15 protein-coding genes and 1 pseudogene are annotated in these 17,612 nt (G+C 45.0%); 9 read left to right on the top strand and 7 right to left on the bottom strand.

Translation table 11 applies throughout. The annotated features are described in order from the left end of the window. Nucleotides 1–298: pseudogene (locus tag C7Y66_RS18560) on the bottom strand (hypothetical protein); the annotation flags it as partial. Nucleotides 299–394: 96 nt separating this feature from the next. Beyond that, the gene (locus C7Y66_RS18555) at nucleotides 395–1,375 is read right to left on the bottom strand and encodes a hypothetical protein (protein WP_106546719.1); all 981 of its coding nucleotides are present in this window, start codon (nucleotides 1,373–1,375) and stop codon (nucleotides 395–397) included. A gap of 349 nt (nucleotides 1,376–1,724) precedes the next feature. Between C7Y66_RS18555 and C7Y66_RS18550 the strand changes: the two genes are divergently transcribed. The 6 genes from C7Y66_RS18550 (at nucleotide 1,725) to C7Y66_RS18530 (ending at nucleotide 8,036) form a co-directional block, all read left to right on the top strand. Further along, nucleotides 1,725–2,477 (top strand): response regulator transcription factor, encoded by a 753-nt coding sequence (locus C7Y66_RS18550; RefSeq protein WP_015153506.1) that lies wholly within the window; start codon nucleotides 1,725–1,727, stop codon nucleotides 2,475–2,477. A gap of 180 nt (nucleotides 2,478–2,657) precedes the next feature. Continuing rightward, nucleotides 2,658–3,950 (top strand): cell wall metabolism sensor histidine kinase WalK, encoded by a 1,293-nt coding sequence (locus tag C7Y66_RS18545; protein WP_106546718.1) that lies wholly within the window; start codon nucleotides 2,658–2,660, stop codon nucleotides 3,948–3,950. 147 nt (nucleotides 3,951–4,097) lie between these two features. Further along, nucleotides 4,098–4,787, top strand: a complete 690-nt coding sequence (phoU, locus tag C7Y66_RS18540; RefSeq protein WP_039716080.1) for a phosphate signaling complex protein PhoU — start codon at nucleotides 4,098–4,100, stop codon at nucleotides 4,785–4,787. A gap of 308 nt (nucleotides 4,788–5,095) precedes the next feature. Then, on the top strand, nucleotides 5,096–5,557 hold the full coding sequence (locus tag C7Y66_RS30590) for a hypothetical protein (protein WP_146149819.1): 462 nt from the start codon (nucleotides 5,096–5,098) through the stop codon (nucleotides 5,555–5,557). 52 nt (nucleotides 5,558–5,609) lie between these two features. After that, a complete protein-coding gene (locus C7Y66_RS18535; protein ID WP_106546717.1) occupies nucleotides 5,610–6,191 on the top strand; it encodes a Crp/Fnr family transcriptional regulator in 582 nt (193 codons plus the stop codon). 198 nt (nucleotides 6,192–6,389) lie between these two features. Further along, entirely contained in the window at nucleotides 6,390–8,036 is a 1,647-nt protein-coding gene (locus tag C7Y66_RS18530; protein ID WP_106546716.1) for an iron uptake porin, read from the top strand. A 145-nt stretch (nucleotides 8,037–8,181) separates the two neighbouring features. Here C7Y66_RS18530 and lptC read toward each other — a convergent pair whose 3' ends face one another. The 4 genes from lptC to C7Y66_RS31205 all read right to left on the bottom strand — a co-directional run bounded on the left by lptC (nucleotide 8,182) and on the right by C7Y66_RS31205 (nucleotide 12,209). Beyond that, entirely contained in the window at nucleotides 8,182–9,345 is a 1,164-nt protein-coding gene (gene lptC, locus C7Y66_RS18525; protein WP_233222744.1) for an LPS export ABC transporter periplasmic protein LptC, read from the bottom strand. A 116-nt stretch (nucleotides 9,346–9,461) separates the two neighbouring features. Continuing rightward, nucleotides 9,462–10,103 (bottom strand): NYN domain-containing protein, encoded by a 642-nt coding sequence (locus C7Y66_RS18520; protein ID WP_015153513.1) that lies wholly within the window; start codon nucleotides 10,101–10,103, stop codon nucleotides 9,462–9,464. Between the two features lie 171 nt (nucleotides 10,104–10,274). After that, on the bottom strand, nucleotides 10,275–11,870 hold the full coding sequence (gene metG / locus C7Y66_RS18515; RefSeq protein ID WP_106546715.1) for a methionine--tRNA ligase: 1,596 nt from the start codon (nucleotides 11,868–11,870) through the stop codon (nucleotides 10,275–10,277). Nucleotides 11,871–12,005: 135 nt separating this feature from the next. Next, nucleotides 12,006–12,209 (bottom strand): hypothetical protein, encoded by a 204-nt coding sequence (locus C7Y66_RS31205; protein ID WP_158265955.1) that lies wholly within the window; start codon nucleotides 12,207–12,209, stop codon nucleotides 12,006–12,008. 208 nt (nucleotides 12,210–12,417) lie between these two features. Here C7Y66_RS31205 and C7Y66_RS18510 point away from each other — a divergent pair, with 208 nt between their 5' ends. From C7Y66_RS18510 to C7Y66_RS18500, 3 genes are all read left to right on the top strand, one after another. Next, on the top strand, nucleotides 12,418–13,167 hold the full coding sequence (locus C7Y66_RS18510; RefSeq protein ID WP_106546714.1) for a 1-acyl-sn-glycerol-3-phosphate acyltransferase: 750 nt from the start codon (nucleotides 12,418–12,420) through the stop codon (nucleotides 13,165–13,167). Nucleotides 13,168–13,169: 2 nt separating this feature from the next. Then, entirely contained in the window at nucleotides 13,170–14,126 is a 957-nt protein-coding gene (locus C7Y66_RS18505; RefSeq protein WP_199197511.1) for an alpha/beta fold hydrolase, read from the top strand. 172 nt (nucleotides 14,127–14,298) lie between these two features. Continuing rightward, entirely contained in the window at nucleotides 14,299–15,588 is a 1,290-nt protein-coding gene (locus tag C7Y66_RS18500; RefSeq protein ID WP_015153517.1) for a Glu/Leu/Phe/Val dehydrogenase, read from the top strand. A gap of 129 nt (nucleotides 15,589–15,717) precedes the next feature. Here C7Y66_RS18500 and C7Y66_RS18495 read toward each other — a convergent pair whose 3' ends face one another. Then, complete coding sequence (locus tag C7Y66_RS18495; RefSeq protein ID WP_106546713.1) at nucleotides 15,718–17,514, bottom strand: metallophosphoesterase; 1,797 nt, start codon at nucleotides 17,512–17,514, stop codon at nucleotides 15,718–15,720. Nucleotides 17,515–17,612 lie beyond the last annotated feature (98 nt).

The following is a 17,612-nucleotide window of genomic DNA, read 5'->3' as shown; positions in this document are numbered from 1 at the left end:
TCTCTTGTAATTTGGAAGCTTCTGTAGTAAGCTGCTCTGATAATTCGCTGACAGCACTACCAACTCCTAGCTGAATTTTCCCTAAGTTATCAATAATAGAATTCATTCTTTGTTGCACGGTTGCAGATTGATTCATAGCTAGTTTTGGCTCGGATATTGGTTTTGCTTGAACTACTGAAGTTTCCTTAGCTAATTTATCGAGTTGAGATTTCAGAATGGTTTTTTCTTTCGACATCTCCTCATAAGCCGCTAGGATCTCAGCTTTCGTACTCTTTTCACTTAGTTTTCTTACTACCATAAATAATCTCCTTTTCAGTTTTTAGTTATCAGCGAACAGGGAGTAGGGGAAGAAAGATGGTTCCTGACTTGTCTCCCTTATATCTTCATTCTTCCCCTAACCTCTAGTTCCATTTTGAAAGGCTCTTAATGCTAATTCTTGAGCTTGTTGCTGTGCGGCTTGCATTTGCGCTGTTAAGTTTTCAATTTGCTCTATTTGTCTAGTAATAACTTGCTCTAAAGACTGCACTTGTAATTCGTAACTCTGTTTTGCTGCTTGCCATTCTTTCTCAAATAGATCGGCTTTAACTTTTGCATCCTGGTTGACATCTTTAATCGCTTCTTCTCTAGCTTTTTTAACTGCTTCTTCTAATTCTGTAGGGAAGGCAGCAATTTGTTTTGTATATTCTCCCAGCAATGACTGTTGTTCGGTCAAAACTTTTTCCCGTTCTGCCCAATCTTTTTCTTTAGCTTGCGTTGCTTCTTCTATTTCTCTTTCAAGCGTACGCTTTTTTAGTTGGTAAGTATCAGCGTTAATTTTTTGTGTTTGTGCGAGTCGATATTGATACTCTTCTACTTCTCGCTGTCGTTCTTTAACTAACAATTCATTGTGATATTGTATGTTTGTTTCAAACTCTACTTGCTCTTGCTGCCCAATTTTTCGTGTTTGCGTTATTTCTTTTTCTAAGTTTTCCTGCTGAGTTGTTGCGCCTTGCTCAATTAATTTTAATTTTTCTTGATGCTCTTGATTTAAAATGTACAGAGTATCAGCAACAACTCTAATTTGTTGTAATTCTTGTAAATTCTGAGTCTCTACTTCAATAGCACGCTTGAGTTCGTCTAACTTAGAAGTCTCTTTAGATAATTTCTCTGATAGTCCGTTAACAATTCCGCCAAACTCTAGTTGCAGTTCGGCTAAGCCTTTCACGATGTTATCTACTGTATAGCTAGCAGCAGTTTGTAGAATTTGTTTATTCTTTTCCTTGTCCGCCTCCTCTTGTTTAGTGGCAATTTTTAATGACATATCCTTTCTATCAGCCAGAATGCGTTGAAATGTTAACAAACGATCTGTACTGTCTTTAGCTACGAATCGATTCATATTGCAACTCCTGCAACTAAATTTAAGAGAGATTTAAGTTAAAACGAATACTCGTGGCTATACCCTAAGATATAGATCCTAAGCTAGCCTTCCTTGAGGCGATCGCAAAGCAGTGAAATTGCTGAAATGACTGTAAAAACTGGCAGGTAGCGCTTAGCAATTAGCCCAAAGCTACACACTAACCGCAATCTATCCGTTTACAGTACATTTGTACTGTAAAAAATATATCTGAGTGAATGCAGACTGTCAAGATCTGGATTTCTCTAAATTTCCAGAAATTTGCAGTTGAAAGGATTTCGGATGTCTTCCGATTAGATAATAATGGTGCAAGAACAGATCGATAAAAACGATGTTTACTCGCGAATTGACCAACAGTTCCCCCAAGGTGGAAATCGGGCACATGAGCCGCATTCTGGTGGTAGAAGACGAAAACCTGATTCGGGAAATGCTCGTAATGGCTTTGGAGGCGGAAGGTTTTGCGATCGCTACTGCTGCTGACGGACGTACAGCTTTGACCTTACTTCAGAGTAGCGAACCTACCTTCGGAGATTTTCCCTTCGATCTGGTGATTTTAGATCTAATGCTGCCTCAGATCAATGGTTTAGATATCTGTCGCTTGCTCCGCCACCAAGGAAATCAAGTACCAATCTTGATTTTGAGCGCCAAAGGCAGCGAAACCGATCGCGTCTTGGGTTTGGAAGTTGGCGCAGACGACTATCTGACAAAGCCTTTTAGTATGCGGGAGTTAGTCGCGCGGTGTCGTGCTTTGTTACGCCGCCAGCGCATAGGCGTATTACCACAAGTCCCGATTCTACAATTTAAAGATGTCACCCTTTATCCGCAAGAGTGCCGCGTAACCGTCAGAGCGCAAGAAGTCAACCTTTCCCCTAAAGAATTCCGCTTGCTAGAACTCTTCATGACTTATCCGCGCCGCGTCTGGTCGCGAGAGCAATTGCTCGACCAAGTCTGGGGAGCAGATTTTGTTGGAGACAGCAAAACTGTAGACGTTCACATTCGTTGGTTGCGGGAAAAACTCGAAAAAGACCCCAGCCACCCAGAATATTTGGTAACGGTGCGCGGGTTTGGCTATCGATTTGGATAGGTTGATGGTTGTTGGTTAACAGTTGACAGTAGGCGCTGACGCTACACTGCGTGAAGACAGTTGACAGTTCTTGCTCCCTCAGTTCCCTCAGCTCCCTCAGCTCTCTTTTCCCTACTCCCTGCTCCCTAGTAAGAAGGGTTAAAGTGATAGTTAACCCACTTTTGATCCTGAACCTTTCTGATGGTACTGCTGGCGTTTTTGCTGGGACTAGGGATAGGAATTTGCTTGTGGTTGTGGCAATATACCCAATTGCAAGCTAGATTGCGGCGTTTACTGCGAACAGTATCTAATGATAGTGAGATGGCAACTTCCCTGGGAGCTATCCCTCGGTTGCGGCACGAAATTGTTTCGGCGCAACAGCAACGGGAAGAGTTGCAAGCTAAACTGCAAACCTGGGAGCAGTTGATGCAAGTCGCTCCTGTAGGATACTTGCAAGTAGACGAAGAAAATCAGTTGTTGTGGTGCAACCAACAGGCACAGCAATTGCTAGGCTTGCAAAAATGGGAACCAGGACAGGTGCGCTTGCTATTGGAGTGGGTGCGTTCCTACGAATTGGATCAGTTAATCGAGCAAACGAGAGAAAGACAGCAGCCGCAGGTTAAAGAGTGGTTGTTTCATCCAGCGAGTGCAGATGCAGCAGCACTGAGTGAATTGAGAGCGCTGACGATGAACGCAGCCACCTTACCTCTACAAAACGGACAGGTGGGCGTATTTTTGGAAAATCGCCAGCCATTGCTCGATTTAGCGCGGACTCGCGATCGCTGGGTTTCCGATTTAGCACACGAACTCAAAACGCCATTGACTTCAATTTTATTGGTGGTAGAAAACTTACAGCAACAACTCGAACCACCATATAAACTTTGGGTCGATCGCCTCTTACCAGAAGTGGAAAGATTGATTAGTTTAGTGCAAAATTGGTTGGAATTAAGCCAACTAGAGTTAGATCCCAGCCGTCAGCTCAAGCGCGAACCAGTGGAATTGCGATCGCTGATTGATTCCGTATGGCACACTATAGAACCTTTAGCACAGCGACAGCAGCTCCGTTTATCCTATTCCGGTGCAGAAACTTTGTGGATCGAGGCAGATAAGTCTCGTCTAACGCAAGTGTTATTAAATTTACTCGATAACAGTATCAAATATAGCCCTTTTCAAAGCACGATTTGGGTTAATGTCGAACTAATTAATTCAGAAACTAAATCTAATTACGTGCAAATAAATATTATTGACTCTGGCTGCGGCTTTCCACCGACCGATTTACCTTACGTATTTGAACGCCTTTATCGTGGGGATCTAGCCAGAGCTAGACAAACCACACCCGACTCAAAGAAAATTTCTCCTTTTACAACTCACGGTAGTGGTTTGGGCTTAGCGATCGTCAAACAAATTGTTTCGGCACATGGTGGCACGGTAAAAGCCATGAACCATCCTGAAACTAAAGGTGCTTGGCTGCAAGTTGAGTTGCCAACTCAATGACAGAGCAGATGCTTATAATAGTAAATGTAGATGCTTATATATAGTGAATATAGTTAGTAATTTACGTCACAATCTGCTTTTCCTGCCAGTGACAGATACAGTTAACAAGATTTATAACTAATAATAAAATCCTACCTTTATACTACGGTGTCAGAATTGCTCAACGTAGATGCTGTTCCTTTCCAACCTCACCAACCTAGCCGCACTCACTTTGAGCGTCGCCTCAAACGTCTAGAGCGAGATATTTTGCGCATGGGAGCTTTGGTAGAAAACTCATTTCGCCTCAGTCATCAAGCACTGTTTGCCCGAAACCTATCAGCAGCAGAGGAACTACCACTGCTCGACAAGCAAATCGATCAATTTTATCGCCACGTTGAGATTGAGTGCGCTGCGCTACTAACTTTAGAAGCACCAGTAGCAAAGGATTTACGCTTGCTAAGTGCCTTTATGCAACTGGTGCGAGACTTAGAAAGAATTGGAGACTATGCTGAGGACTTAGGAGAAATTGCGATTAAGCTATTTCCCTATCCCCCTCATAAATGCATCCCTCAGATCGAGATTATGTCTCACCACGCCCAAGCTATGTTAGCGGCTAGCTTAATGGCACTAGCGGATCTAGATGCACAAGCAGGGTTAGCAGTCAAGCAATTAGACGACGCTGTAGACGACTCATACGAAAATCTTTATCACACTTTAGCAACAGAAAGAGATATCCAAGGAGTTTTAGAACCTTGGTTGTTATTAGCTTTGGTAATTCGCCACTTAGAAAGGATGGCAGATCACGCTACCAACGTCGGTCAGCGAGTCGCTTACATCGTTACCGGACAACGCTCTTAGCAGTGACCAGTAACTAGTGGCGGTGGAACCAGTGGCTGGTGGCTGGTGAATAGATGCTTACTGACTTCCGACTTCTGTAGGGCGAGTTTAGCAAATAGATAGACAACTGCGACTGTAAATCTTTGGTCAAAACCCGCCCGTACGACTTACAACTGACAATTCACTTTTTAATGAAAACTTACTGACTTCTTAAACTAAGCGTTTTAATATCTAGCTAACAAGTAGTAATAATAAAAGTTTAGGAATAGAGACGTTTAGTCATAAAGCTTAGTCGTGAGATGTTGTAGGTAAGAGCGAGCATGTGACTGATGAAGCTCAAGTGCCAGAATGCCCTAATGTCTTTGCTAGGGAAAGCGAGTGCGGTTGCACTTGAAAATATGGCTTCAGAAGTGCCAAGTTTCACACTGTCGTTTTTCCCATTGTTGTTTTGGCGATGGTTGAGGCAAAGGCAAGCGCGATCGCAAATCTTACCCGATCTACTACCTAATAATATTTTGATTTGTCTCAACGCGATCGCCATTTGGGATCGCACAGTCAGTCTTTGCTATAGCTATAAATCCCCTCTGTCGCATAACACAACAGGGTCAAGCCACAGAAATTTCCTCCCTAACTTTAGAAGGATGATAGCAATTCTCGATTGCGTGCGTGACATTTGTAAGGGCGCACGGCTGTGCGCCCCTACAGATCGTCTGTTTTACCCAATTGAAAACCGCTATGAAGCAGTGGAGAGCTGTTTTCTCTCCCCCTTGTCTCCCTTGTCTCAATTTTGAATTTTGAATTTTGAATTTTGAATTCTCACTGTCCCCTTTGTCCTCTCGTCTTATGGCAATCTCTACTACAACTCCTAGCCTTGTTCCTCAGTCATCCCAACGACTCTTTGCCCGACACGACCTGATTCCCCCTCGTCCAAATATTTTATGGCGGATTGAGCGCGGAGCCGTGCGCACTGTTACTTGGAGCGAAAGCGGCACGTTAATTACTCTGGGTTACTGGGGTGCAGGAGATCTAGTCGGTCAACCTTTATCGCGAGTCGTTCCCTACCAAATTGAGTGTTTGACCAGTGTTGAAACAACTATAATTCCATCTGAGTTATGGCATTTGACTGTAGAGGCAATGATGTCTCACGTTTGCCAAACAGAGGAATTGCTGAGCATTATTCACCGCAAACCCGTTTCGCTTAGATTGTGGCAGTTTTTAATCTGGCTAGGTCAAAAATTCGGTCGCGATGTCGATCTGGGAAGATTAATAGACGTTGCTGTTACCCATCAAGAAATAGCTGAAGTTATAAATACGACTAGGGTATCGGTAACGCGGATGTTACAGCAATTCGAGGAAGAAGGGCTGTTAACAAGACACCAACGACGCATTATTCTGCGTTTACCAATGGAAAAGGCAAAAGTCTAATTCCGGTTCTCATCCGCTTCTAATTTAGTCTACTAGGAGGCGATCGCAGTGAAATTACGGTGAATTTACGATAGTGCATACACGGTTCCAATTTGAGTGAATTGGTGAGAATATTATAGATAGCCAAGAGCGATCGATAGCTGAAATCTCTCTTGAGTTGACAACAGCAACTATGCATTGGTGTGAGTGAGAAGATATATGTCGAAACTTATTTGGAATACTCTCAAACTAAGTCCCCTTTTACTAACAGCAACCCTGTTTGTAGCAACTCGGACTCAAGCTGCTGAACCCCTACCTTTGGAAGAAGTACAGCAAACATCTGTTACCCAGTTATCTGAAGAGAAAGCTCCAGAAACTCTAGCCCAAGTCACGTCCGTTTCTCAGCTGTCTGACGTACAGCCTACCGACTGGGCTTTTCAAGCGTTGCAGTCTTTAGTCGAGCGCTACGGTTGTATTGCTGGTTATCCCGATGGAACATATCGTGGCAACCGCGCCTTGACCCGTTATGAGTTTGCCGCAGGTTTAAACGCTTGTTTAGACCGCGTGAACGAACTGATTGCAACCGCTTCTGCCGATATGGTCAACAAAGAAGACCTGGCAACGTTACAGCGGTTGCAGGAAGAATTTTCGGCGGAACTAGCTACCCTGCGCGGTCGCGTTGATGCTCTAGAAGCACGGACGGCAGAACTAGAAGCAAATCAGTTCTCTACCACAACCAAACTGAGTGGGGAAGTGATTGTTGCCGTTTCTGACGTATTCGGTGGTAACGAGGTGGCTGCATCTGGAACTGGCGAACCTACAGGTGATGACAACGATGTCAACACTGTTTTGGCAGACCGCGCTCGTCTGACTTTCAACACCAGCTTCACCGGAAAAGACGAGTTGAGAACCCGCATTCAAGCTCGTAACGTCGAACCATTTGGCACTGGTCTCACGGGAACTAATATGACCCGTTTAGGGTTCGATGGTAGCAATGATAATGATGTGGATATTGATGACTTGTGGTACAAGTTTTCTCTCGGTGAAGTTCTTGACGTTAAAGTTGATTTCGCTAACGGTGAGTTTAACGACAACGTTTATGTCTTCAATCCCCTATTTGAAAGCAGCGGTCGCGGTGCAATTTCTCGCTTCGGACGTTTCAACCCGATCTACCGGGCGGGCGAAGGTGCTGGTTTAACAGTTAACGTCAATCCTAAAGGTGTGATTAGCGCTTCTGCAAGTTATCTAGCTCGGAATGCTAGCGACCCAAACAATTCTTTTGGTTTGTTTAACGGTGATTATGCCGCTCTGGGACAGATTGCCTTCCGTCCTAGTGATAACATTGCGATCGGTGCGACCTACGTTCACACCTACGACAACTCCACCGTAAGCGATATTACGGCGACTAACGGTATTAGCGTTTCTGGCGCAACTGGCAGTGTCTTTTCTAACAACCCCTTCAGCGGTGCGTCAACATCCACCAACCAGTACGCCGTACAAGCTAGCTTTAAGTTGGGTGGCTTCACTCTTGGCGGTTGGGGCGGTTATACGGTAGCGCTGAATGAAGACAGCCCTTCACAAACTGCTGATATTTGGAACTGGGCAGCAACCCTGGCTTTACAAGATGTCGGTAAAGAAGGTAGCGTACTTGGTCTGGTCTTCGGTCAGCCACCAAGAACAGCTAAAAATGATTTTGGCGGTCGCCGCGACCAAGATACTTCATATCACTTAGAAGGTCTCTATCGCTTTCCGCTCACCGATAACATTGATGTGACTCCTGGTGTCATTGTCATCTTTAATCCAGAGCATAACGACAACAACGACACGGTTTATGTAGGTACGCTGAGAACGACATTCCGCTTCTAATGCTATATCCCCTTGTCTTGGCAAGGGGATTCCAAATTAGTTCGGATTTATCCACATAAGCTATGTATTTTGAAGTCCGCTGGGAGCGGACTTTTTTTGTTTCCTCTGTAGGGACGCACAGCCATGCGCCTCTATAATTCCTTTGTTACGGTTGCGGTACGAATTGTGTCGAAACCCTACCCCCGCTAACGACAAAATTTTGTGCGTCCAACTTGCCTACAGCTTTTTGTCCTTTCAGAGTCGCTGGCGGCTGAAATTGTTGATAAACGACATTACCTGTTGCTTCCATTTGCTGAGTTTCAATGTACCAAGTAAGCGCGTCAGATGTAACAGTCTGCTGCTTCTGCCCTACACCTTTGACATTGCCATTCATGTAGGCAACTTGTTTTTCCGTTTCTAGCCTGCCGCGATCGCCACTCACAGTGACTTGCTGCTGGCGCTGCACGACGCGCACGGGTTGGTCTGCAATCACGGTTTTCGTTTCAACGTTCCACTTGAGCGAATTGCCATTCACTTGTAGCGGTGGCTCTTGTAAAGAAATTTGAGCATTTTGCGCCAAGGTAGCAATGTTTGTTTTCAGATCGTACTCGCCACGACCTGCCGTCCCTCGGTCGGTAATTTTATGATTTTGGTAGCGATCGAATTTTATCGGGCGATCGCCAATTAACTTTTGGGCGCGAAACTGCCAAGTTAGCCGATCCGTCTGCATTTGCACGTTTGATTCTTTTGCGGTTGCCTGAACTCCATCCAAAAACTCAACGATCCCCGCTCGACTTCTGACTCTAGCTTCTTGGGCAACCGTTTGCATTTGGGGATGTTCTCCCGTCAGGCGATCGCGCACGATTAATAAATCTTGGTTTGGTTGCCACTCTAGCTCATTGCCGCGCAATACCAAATTGTATGCAGGAGCTTTAGCAACAATTTCACCCTTAAGCAATAACTTTGCTCCATCCTGCTGAATCTCTCCTGTTTTTGCCGTAATATCGTATACGGGTTTGCCGTCTTGAAACAGTTGACCAACAGGGTTTTCTACTTGAGCGGTTTTACGATCTTTACTATACGTTGCTTGCTTCGATTTAACTTTCCAAAACAATTTTCCCTGCTTATCTGACTGCTCCAAGATCACATCATTAAAAGTTAAGTCGCGCTGCACTTGCTGAGGAGGCGAGGAAGGAGCTTGAGCAACTGTTTCTGCTGTCTGAGTTCGCTGCTCGCAGCCAAATAGTAACGTTACAAGTACTACACCTACTAATGGTGCTGCCATGCAGCGAGAAAACATAAAAAATTGCTGAAAGATATTATTTTTCATGCCTCCATCTTGACAAAAAAAGAGGAAGTCGGGAGTTGGGAGAATTCGGAATTCGGAATTCGGAATTCGGAATTCGGAATTAATTATGAATTGCTCCTCTGCTCCCTACTCCCTAGTTAAGTATCTGAAGTTTCGATCGTATCTAAACCATCGGGGGATGGTTGCTCGACAAGATCCAGGCTGGAGAGAGGACGATAGGTATAACCGGAACGTGGGGTTTTTTGAATATCTTCTTTGATTGTTTCTAAATCGATATAGCGATCGCTAACATTGATCAAACTATCACTGGTCATCGATCGCAAGCTGACAACCTCAACTCGCGCCCCACGATAGCTGACAGCGTTTACGGCATAAGCCAAATCTCCATCACCGCTGACCAATACTGCTGTATCATATGCACCAACTAAAGCCATCATATCAACGGCGATCTCGACATCTAAGTTAGCTTTTTTAGAACCATCTGGTAGCTGAACTAGATCTTTAGCAATCACGCGGTAGCCATTGCGCCGCATCCATAATAGAAACCCTTGCTGTTTATCATTGGTACGGTCTACGCCTGTATAGAAAAACGAGCGCAACAATCGCGATCCTGCCGTTAGCCGACATAAAAGCTTGGTGTAATCGATTTCAATTCCCAACTGTAACGCTGCATAAAATAAATTTGACCCATCAATAAAGATTGCTACCTTACCTCGATTTTCTAAAACTTGTTCTGGCGTAAAGATCGAACTATTTTCAAAATCTCTATTGCTCAACATGATTGTTATACCTCAAGCTTTTATTAAAAAAAGAAAAATTGTTATTTTTGAAAGTTTTTATTGTCTTGATTCTAGCAAACGCCCCTGCTAACACTAGACTCTATAAAAGAACAGGGTCGATGGCTCAAATCTTTAGTAATAGCTATCGACCCTGTAAGCTTTACTTATTAGTTAAACCTTTTGGGCTAATTCTATGCGTTGAAAAACTGGTCTAGGCTCCCCCAATTGTTGCATATCGCTCAGTATCCCCCAATTTGAGTGACTGCTGAATGGAGTGGTAATGAAAGTTTGAGCTTTGTGATTAAAATCAATCGCAAATCCTAACTGTTGATAAATTTCGGTGCAAGTATGTGGGATAATTGGGGCTAGTAAATAGGCTGCTAATCTCACTGATTCCAACACAGCATACAATACTTCCTCCACTTCTGTCTGTCGCTTTTGTTTGTAGAGACTCCACGGGGCTTTCTCATCGATGAATTTATTACTTGCTCTGACGAGATCGAGAATCGCTTCACAAGCGCGGTCGAATGCTAGGACTTCGTAGTATTGTTTCACCTCCTGTCCTAAAGAGGTAGCGATCGCCTTCAGAGGATGCTCGGCAGCTACTTCTCCTACACTCGGTACTTTGCCAGCGCAGTACTTGCGCACCATGCTCAGGGTGCGATTTAACAAGTTACCTAAGTTATCTGCTAAATCTGCGTTGACTGTATTGATGAATCGAGTTTCGCTAAAGTCTCCATCTTTACCAAACTCGATCGTCTTGAGGAAGTAATAGCGCACGGCATCGGAACCATATTGCTTAACCAAAGCTACGGGATCGATTGTATTTCCCATCGTTTTTCCCATTTTCTGCCCGTCTTTGGTTAAAAAGCCGTGTCCGAAAACTCGCCCTGGTAACGGCAAACCAGCAGACATCAACATCGCGGGCCAATAGACAGCATGGAAGCGGAGAATATCTTTACCGATAATGTGTATGTTAATGGGCCACCATTGAGCTAAAGCATTTTCCAAAGTTGCTTCGCTGTCAGGATCGAGCAGCGCCGTCACGTATCCTAACAATGCATCAAACCAGACATAGAGCGTCTGTTCTGGCGCGACGGGAACGGGAAAACCCCAATCTACATTCACCCGCGAAATCGAAAAATCCTGTAAGCCTTGACTGACAAAGTTCAGCACTTCGTTGCGACGGCTGACTGGCTGGATAAAATCGGGATATTTTTGATAATGTGCTTCTAGTTGTTCTTGGTAGCGCGACAAGCGAAAAAAGTAATTTTGTTCGTCTCGCCACTCTACTTGTTTATTTGGGTGCAGCGGGCAGTAATTCCCCTCTAATAATTCTCGTTCCTCTTTAAATTCTTCACAGGAAACGCAATACCATCCTTGCTGGCGATCGGAGTAAATATCTCCAGCATCCCAAACTCGTCCAAAAAATTCTTTGACTATAGCTTCATGTTGAGTTGCTGTCGTCCGACTAAAGCGGTCGTATTGTATGTTCAACAGCTCCCATAAAGAGACAAAACTAGATGAAATTCGATCGCAATACTCTTGAGGCGATCGCCCGTGACTTTCTGCTGCTCGTTGAATTTTCTGCCCGTGTTCGTCCGTGCCTGTAATCATGAGTACGGACTTGCCCAACAATCGCTCAAACCGAGCTAGCGCATCTGCTGCCATCGTTGGATAAGCACTGCCGATATGAGGTAAGTCGTTGACGTAATATAGTGGCGTTGTAACAGCGAATGTGTCTTTGCTGCGATCGGCAAAATTCATGAATCTTAAGCAGAGGATTTAAAAACTCCCTCTATCATATATCAGCCTTGGTAGTTATATATTTTCATTACTTTTAATGCAACTACATAATTACTTGAGTTATGACTCTTGCGATCGCGATCGAATAATTAAACTCTATAAAATTAGCTCAATTTCTGATAGAAACTGTATAAGTGGAGAGTGGTGTAGGGAATTGGTAGTTGGTAATGGGTAATGGGTAATGGGTAATTGCTCCCTTGTCCCCCTTGTCTCCCTTGTCCCCTCAACTTCCTCAGCTCCCGATCGCTGGGCGACTCTCTCTTCTCTCCCTTGTCCTCCTTGTCTCCCTTGTCCCCTCAACTTCCTCAGCTCCCGATCGCTGGGCGACTCTCTCTTCTCTCCCTTGTCCCCCTTGTCCCCTCACTCCTCGCTCCTCGCTCCTCACTCCTATTCCCAAAGATATGCGATCAGGTTCGCAAAGAAATGTAAAAATAGATTAAGTACAGCAGCAACTCGTTCGAGCGATCGCCGGCTGCCGATCTCATAAAAGAACTATACAAAGTAGTGCATGAGTGGAAACAGCCCCCTGCAAATTTCTGATTGGTTTCTGGCTTCGATGGGAACCAAACAGTTTCTCTATTACGAAGACCGTATTCCTCGCGATAGTGCCGTTTTGATCGTGAGCAATCATCGTAGCTTTATGGATGCACCGCTATTGATGAAGGCAGTGGAACGTCCAATCCGCTTTGCTTGCCATCATTACATGGGACAAGTACCAGTCATGCGCGAGATTGTCACGGGTCAATTAGGGTGTTTTCCTTTGGAAACTCCCCAATATCGCCAACAAAGCTTTTTTAATCAAGCAATTGAATTATTGCAACGTCGGCAAGCCGTGGGAGTCTTTCCCGAAGGGACAAAGCCAATGGTGCAATTTAGTCAACCTTACCAGATGCAAAAGTTTCAGCGCGGATTTGCTCACTTAGCGATTCGGGCAGCTGCGGGTGGAGAGATTCATAAACCAGTCAAGGACTTGGCAGTTTTACCAGTGGCGATCGCCTCTTTAGAAGAAGTTAACACCTCCGCCGTACCGCTACGGCTGCTGAGTGTATTTGACCCCTCAGAACCTTTATTCGATCGCGCTGGCTGGCATCCTTTAGTTATTTATCGCCGCGTTGCCCTTCTCGTCGGTCATCCCTTGTGGATTACGCCTCAGCAGGTGAAACAATATCAGGGCAAACAAGCAAAAGCTGTTGTCTCAGAATTGACCGAGCGCTGCGAGACAGAAATCGAGACGCTGTTACGTCAAGGATGTTACTAGTTATGAATGATAAAGGAGCAGAGGAGCAATTCAAAATTCAAAATTCAAAATTCAAAATTCAAAATTCAAAATTCTCCGACTCCCGACTTCCTAGTACGGGCGCGCAGCAGTGCGCCCCTACCGATTCCCGATTTTCTACAACAACACCAATAGTCTCCAATCGTCCCTGCTTCCTCAGTCCGAAAAAACTTCAGCCGGAGTATCCGCTATTCGTATTTTTACCAGGTATGGATGGAACGGGGCAGTTATTGCGATCGCAAACTGAAGGTTTAGAAGTTGCTTTTGACGTGCGTTGTTTGATGATTCCACCAGATGATATGACAAGTTGGGATGTGTTGAGCGCACAAGTGATTCAACTGATTCACAAAGAACTTGCTAAAAATCCTCAAAGAGAAGTTTACTTGTGCGGCGAGTCATTCGGTGGCTGTCTAGCAATGAAAGTAGCAGTCAAAGCACCAGAGTTATTTAGCCGCATTATTTTGGTCAATCCTGCTTCTTCCGTACAACTTCGTCCTTTCTTAGCGTGGGGTTCGCAATTTGCAAATTTAGTGCCGTCTTGTTTCTACCAATTTGGGGCAGTGGGATTGTTACCGTTTCTTGCCTCCTTGGGGAGAGTAACTAAAAGCGATCGTCGCGAAATGCTTAAAGTCATTCGTTCAGTACCCCCAGAAACAGTTCTCTGGCGAATTGCTTTAATCAAGAACTTCGATGTAGACAAAACACAGTTACGACAACTAACACAACCAGTACTACTAATTGCCAGCGCTCAAGATCGTCTTTTACCTTCAATTGCAGAAGCCGAACGATTGCTGGGCATCTTGCCAAATTCCCGTTTAGTTGTCCTACCCTACAGCGGACACGCCTGCTTGCTCGAATCAGAGACAAATCTTTACGACATCATGCGATCGCAGCATTTTTTAGATGCAAATACGGCAAAAATGGCTGCTGGTAAGTCGTAAGTCGGAAATTGTTTAAATCTCCGCTGCTCCCTGCTCCCTGCTCCCTGCTCCCTGATAAAAATGTAACGAATTTTACAGAAATTTAGTGTGTTTCGATCGTGGAAGGATAGGCTAGAGATCGAGAGATAATCCGATCGCAATCGGGCGATCGCAATCAAATAGAGGAAAAAATATGGTTTCTACATCCCCACTGCCGCTAGAAACTCCCTCTCCGGCTCATATTTGCCCCTACGACCAAGCTTGTAGTTATCTAGAACAGGCAGCAAAAGAATTAAGGTTAGACCAAAACCTACTCGTGATGCTGAGTCACCCGCGCAAAGTTATCACCGTATCAATTCCAGTTAAACTCGATAGCGGCGAAGTGCGAGTGTTAGCGGGGCATCGCGTACAGCATTGTGATATTTTAGGACCTTATAAAGGTGGAACTCGTTACCATCCGGCTGTAACCCTGCGAGAAGTTTCAGCATTGGCAATGTTGATGACATGGAAATGCGCTTTGCTGGGTATTCCCTACGGTGGGGCAAAAGGCGGAATTGCGATCGATCCTAGTCGCTATAGTGTGGGAGAACTAGAACGCATTACCAGACGTTATACGAGCGAACTGATCAAGGATATTGGACCATCTGTAGATATTCCCGCCCCAGACATGGGGACTTCCGCACGGGAAATGGCGTGGATGATGGATACGTATTCTGTCAACGTCGGTCACGCCGTACCGGGAATCGTGACCGGAAAGCCGATTTCGGTGGGTGGATCGCGGGGTCGAGAAATGGCAACGGGACGGGGTACGATGATTGCCGTGCGAGAAGCACTTGCCGAACGGGGTAAGTCTTTGGCGGGATCGCGAATTGCGATTCAAGGTTTTGGGAATGTTGGCGGTGCGGCGGCTTTGTTACTCCATCAAGCAGGAGCAAAAGTCATTGCTGTGTCTACTGGTGCTGGGGGAGTGTACGCCGAAAATGGTTTAGATGTTCCCGCACTTAAGAGTTTTGCGGCTCAAAATCACCGCAGTTTGAAGGGTTTCCCCAACGCCATGCCAATTAGTAATGCTCAGCTGTTAACTTTACCCTGCGACGTGCTGATTCCTGCTGCATTAGAAAATCAAATTACTGAGGATAATGCTAACCAAATTCAAGCCGCGATTGTAGCAGAAGCAGCGAATGGACCGACAACCCTTGAAGCAGACCGCATCTTAGAAGCACGAGGGATAACAGTATTACCCGATATTCTGGCGAATGCTGGCGGAGTTGTAGTGAGTTATTTGGAATGGGTGCAGGGGCTGTCTTATGTATTTTGGGATGAAGAGCGCGTCAACCGAGAACTAGAACATTTGATGGTGCAAGCATATCAGCAAGTGTCTCAAAAATCTAGACAGCGGGAGATATCCTTGCGTGGGGCTGCATATATGTTGGGTGTCGGTCGCGTTGCTCAAGCACTCAGCGATCGCGGTTTGTATCCTTAATTTTTTATATAGCCTTTTTCAATTCGATGAAATACAAGATCTGTAGGGGCGCACAGCTGTGCGCCCCTACGAATGTATCGCATCATAACGAGAATCGCTATATATGTAGAGATGTTTCATGAAACGTCTCTACAAAGCAAATTCATCAAACTTAACTACATCTGAACCCGGGGATCGCGTGTCAAATCGATAGCTACTAATCGTACCTGTTGCCGTATTGAAAATACTAAAAACTGTAATATCGTTGCTGGCAATATAAGGCTGTGGCTTATCGTCTTCACCTCGTAAAGGGGCAATGGTTGGTACTATAGGTTCTAATCCATTTGGATTGCCTAGCGCAACATAATCCTTATTATTGCCAGGTGGGACTTTTCGCCTTTTATTTCCCACTGCCGCACCGTAAGTGTTGCCAACATTCGATGTTTCTAAAAAGTGCGTGCCATTATCACTAATAAAACGATTCCAGAGATGAGAATGCCCGTAAAAAACTAATTGCACCCCAGCCGTCTCTAATAAAGGTACGACATCGCGAATGATGTAATCTGCTGCTCTAGGATATTCGTATCGCACTGCTTCGAGGCTACCATCTGTAGCGCGATCGCGAATTTGTACTGGATCGGTATAAGCAGGAACGATATTATCTCCTAAAGAATGGGGCGGATGGTGGAACATGACAATCTTGTATTTCGCTTGTTGGAACTCTTGGCTTTTGAGTTCCGCTTCCAACCAGTTATATTGCGGACTACCCTGAGCAATTTCACCAAAAATGACTTGTCCATAGCCCCACTTTTCAGGGCGATCTAAATCTTGTTGGCGTTCTTGGTACTTTCCTCTTACATCTGGCGTGAGATTGTAAGATCGCCACATATTTGTTACGTACAGCACTACCAACCGCACATCACCAAAGGTAATGGCGTAGTATGTCTTTCCGCCTGGACTCGTTTCGGGAAGCGTGAAAATTTCTTCGTATGTATTCGTATTAAAGGAACGATCCTTCAACCATTGTTCTGTTTGAGTTTCTGTTTGTCCGGGATAAAGTTTTTTGGCGATCGCACGCGGGATAGAATTCTCGAATTCTTCCCCTAAACTATCGCCACTACCATATCTACCCATTACCTCATGATTGCCGATCGCGGGAAATATTGGCGCATATTGAGCGATCGCCCCACCGCGATACACTGTTTTAGCAATCTCGTATTTTGCCCTTCCTTGCAAGCAGGGAAAAAACGCGCCACCACGATTATCGTCAAACCATTCGGAAGCGCGATCGGGAATATTAATTAAATCTCCAGCAAAGAAAACTCCGTCTACTCTCCCTACCGTCTCTACTACTTTTTGCAAGTTTGCTGCTGTCATCGGTTTGAGTTGATGATCCGAGGTGAGTAAAATTTTGAGTGGCGTTCCAGATTCAGGCAGGGAAGCAAGGGTATATTCACCGCTACTGAATGTCGTGCCATCTTCACGCACGCTAGACACGCGATAGGGGACGCGCACCCCAGCACTTAACCCCTTCACTTCTGCTTCGTGTCGCCAGATATCTCGCAGTTTGATGTTTTGGTATTGTCCGGTTTCAGCTTGTGCGCCGACATGGGACTCTCGATCTTCTCGCGTGCGGCTGAGTTTAACTGTAGAGGCGATCGCAGTTTGTTTCAGTCCTGCACCATAAGTAACTGCGTGCTGACTACCTGCAAATTCTGTAAACCACACTACTTGTACAGAGTTGGCTGTTGGTAGTTGTAAAAATGGCTCTGTCAGTAACTGAGGTGGTGCAGGCATCATTGGCTCTCTGTTGAACACTCCTAGCAGCGTCAGCATCAAGATTAGCAAAAAACCAATAATGGCGAAGATGGCAAAACGAAGCGCTTTCGGCAGCGCATTCCACCCGACTCTCGACTCTTCTAGCCTTGACCGAGTAGAAAACATCATTTCTTTATAGTATAGTGGTGCATCTTCATCATTTCTTGATGACAGTAAGATAGAGTAAGTTCTACAGTTAATATAGAGTAAACAAGCAAGGGTTTACT

It is taken from the genome of Chroococcidiopsis sp. CCALA 051 (genome assembly GCF_003015105.1).
Lineage (GTDB): Bacteria > Cyanobacteriota > Cyanobacteriia > Cyanobacteriales > Chroococcidiopsidaceae > Chroococcidiopsis > Chroococcidiopsis thermalis.
This window is presented reverse-complemented; position numbering and strand designations above follow the sequence as displayed.

Coding starts and splice junctions, on each gene's coding strand:
- C7Y66_RS18555 (WP_106546719.1), bottom strand. CDS start 1,375: ATGAATCGATTCGTAGCTAAAGACAGTACAGATCGTTTGTTAACATTT.
- C7Y66_RS18550 (WP_015153506.1), top strand. CDS start 1,725: ATGTTTACTCGCGAATTGACCAACAGTTCCCCCAAGGTGGAAATCGGG.
- C7Y66_RS18545 (WP_106546718.1), top strand. CDS start 2,658: ATGGTACTGCTGGCGTTTTTGCTGGGACTAGGGATAGGAATTTGCTTG.
- C7Y66_RS30590 (WP_146149819.1), top strand. CDS start 5,096: ATGAAGCTCAAGTGCCAGAATGCCCTAATGTCTTTGCTAGGGAAAGCG.
- C7Y66_RS18535 (WP_106546717.1), top strand. CDS start 5,610: ATGGCAATCTCTACTACAACTCCTAGCCTTGTTCCTCAGTCATCCCAA.
- C7Y66_RS18530 (WP_106546716.1), top strand. CDS start 6,390: ATGTCGAAACTTATTTGGAATACTCTCAAACTAAGTCCCCTTTTACTA.
- lptC (WP_233222744.1), bottom strand. CDS start 9,345: ATGAAAAATAATATCTTTCAGCAATTTTTTATGTTTTCTCGCTGCATG.
- C7Y66_RS18520 (WP_015153513.1), bottom strand. CDS start 10,103: ATGTTGAGCAATAGAGATTTTGAAAATAGTTCGATCTTTACGCCAGAA.
- metG (WP_106546715.1), bottom strand. CDS start 11,870: ATGAATTTTGCCGATCGCAGCAAAGACACATTCGCTGTTACAACGCCA.
- C7Y66_RS18510 (WP_106546714.1), top strand. CDS start 12,418: ATGAGTGGAAACAGCCCCCTGCAAATTTCTGATTGGTTTCTGGCTTCG.
- C7Y66_RS18505 (WP_199197511.1), top strand. CDS start 13,170: ATGAATGATAAAGGAGCAGAGGAGCAATTCAAAATTCAAAATTCAAAA.
- C7Y66_RS18500 (WP_015153517.1), top strand. CDS start 14,299: ATGGTTTCTACATCCCCACTGCCGCTAGAAACTCCCTCTCCGGCTCAT.
- C7Y66_RS18495 (WP_106546713.1), bottom strand. CDS start 17,514: ATGATGTTTTCTACTCGGTCAAGGCTAGAAGAGTCGAGAGTCGGGTGG.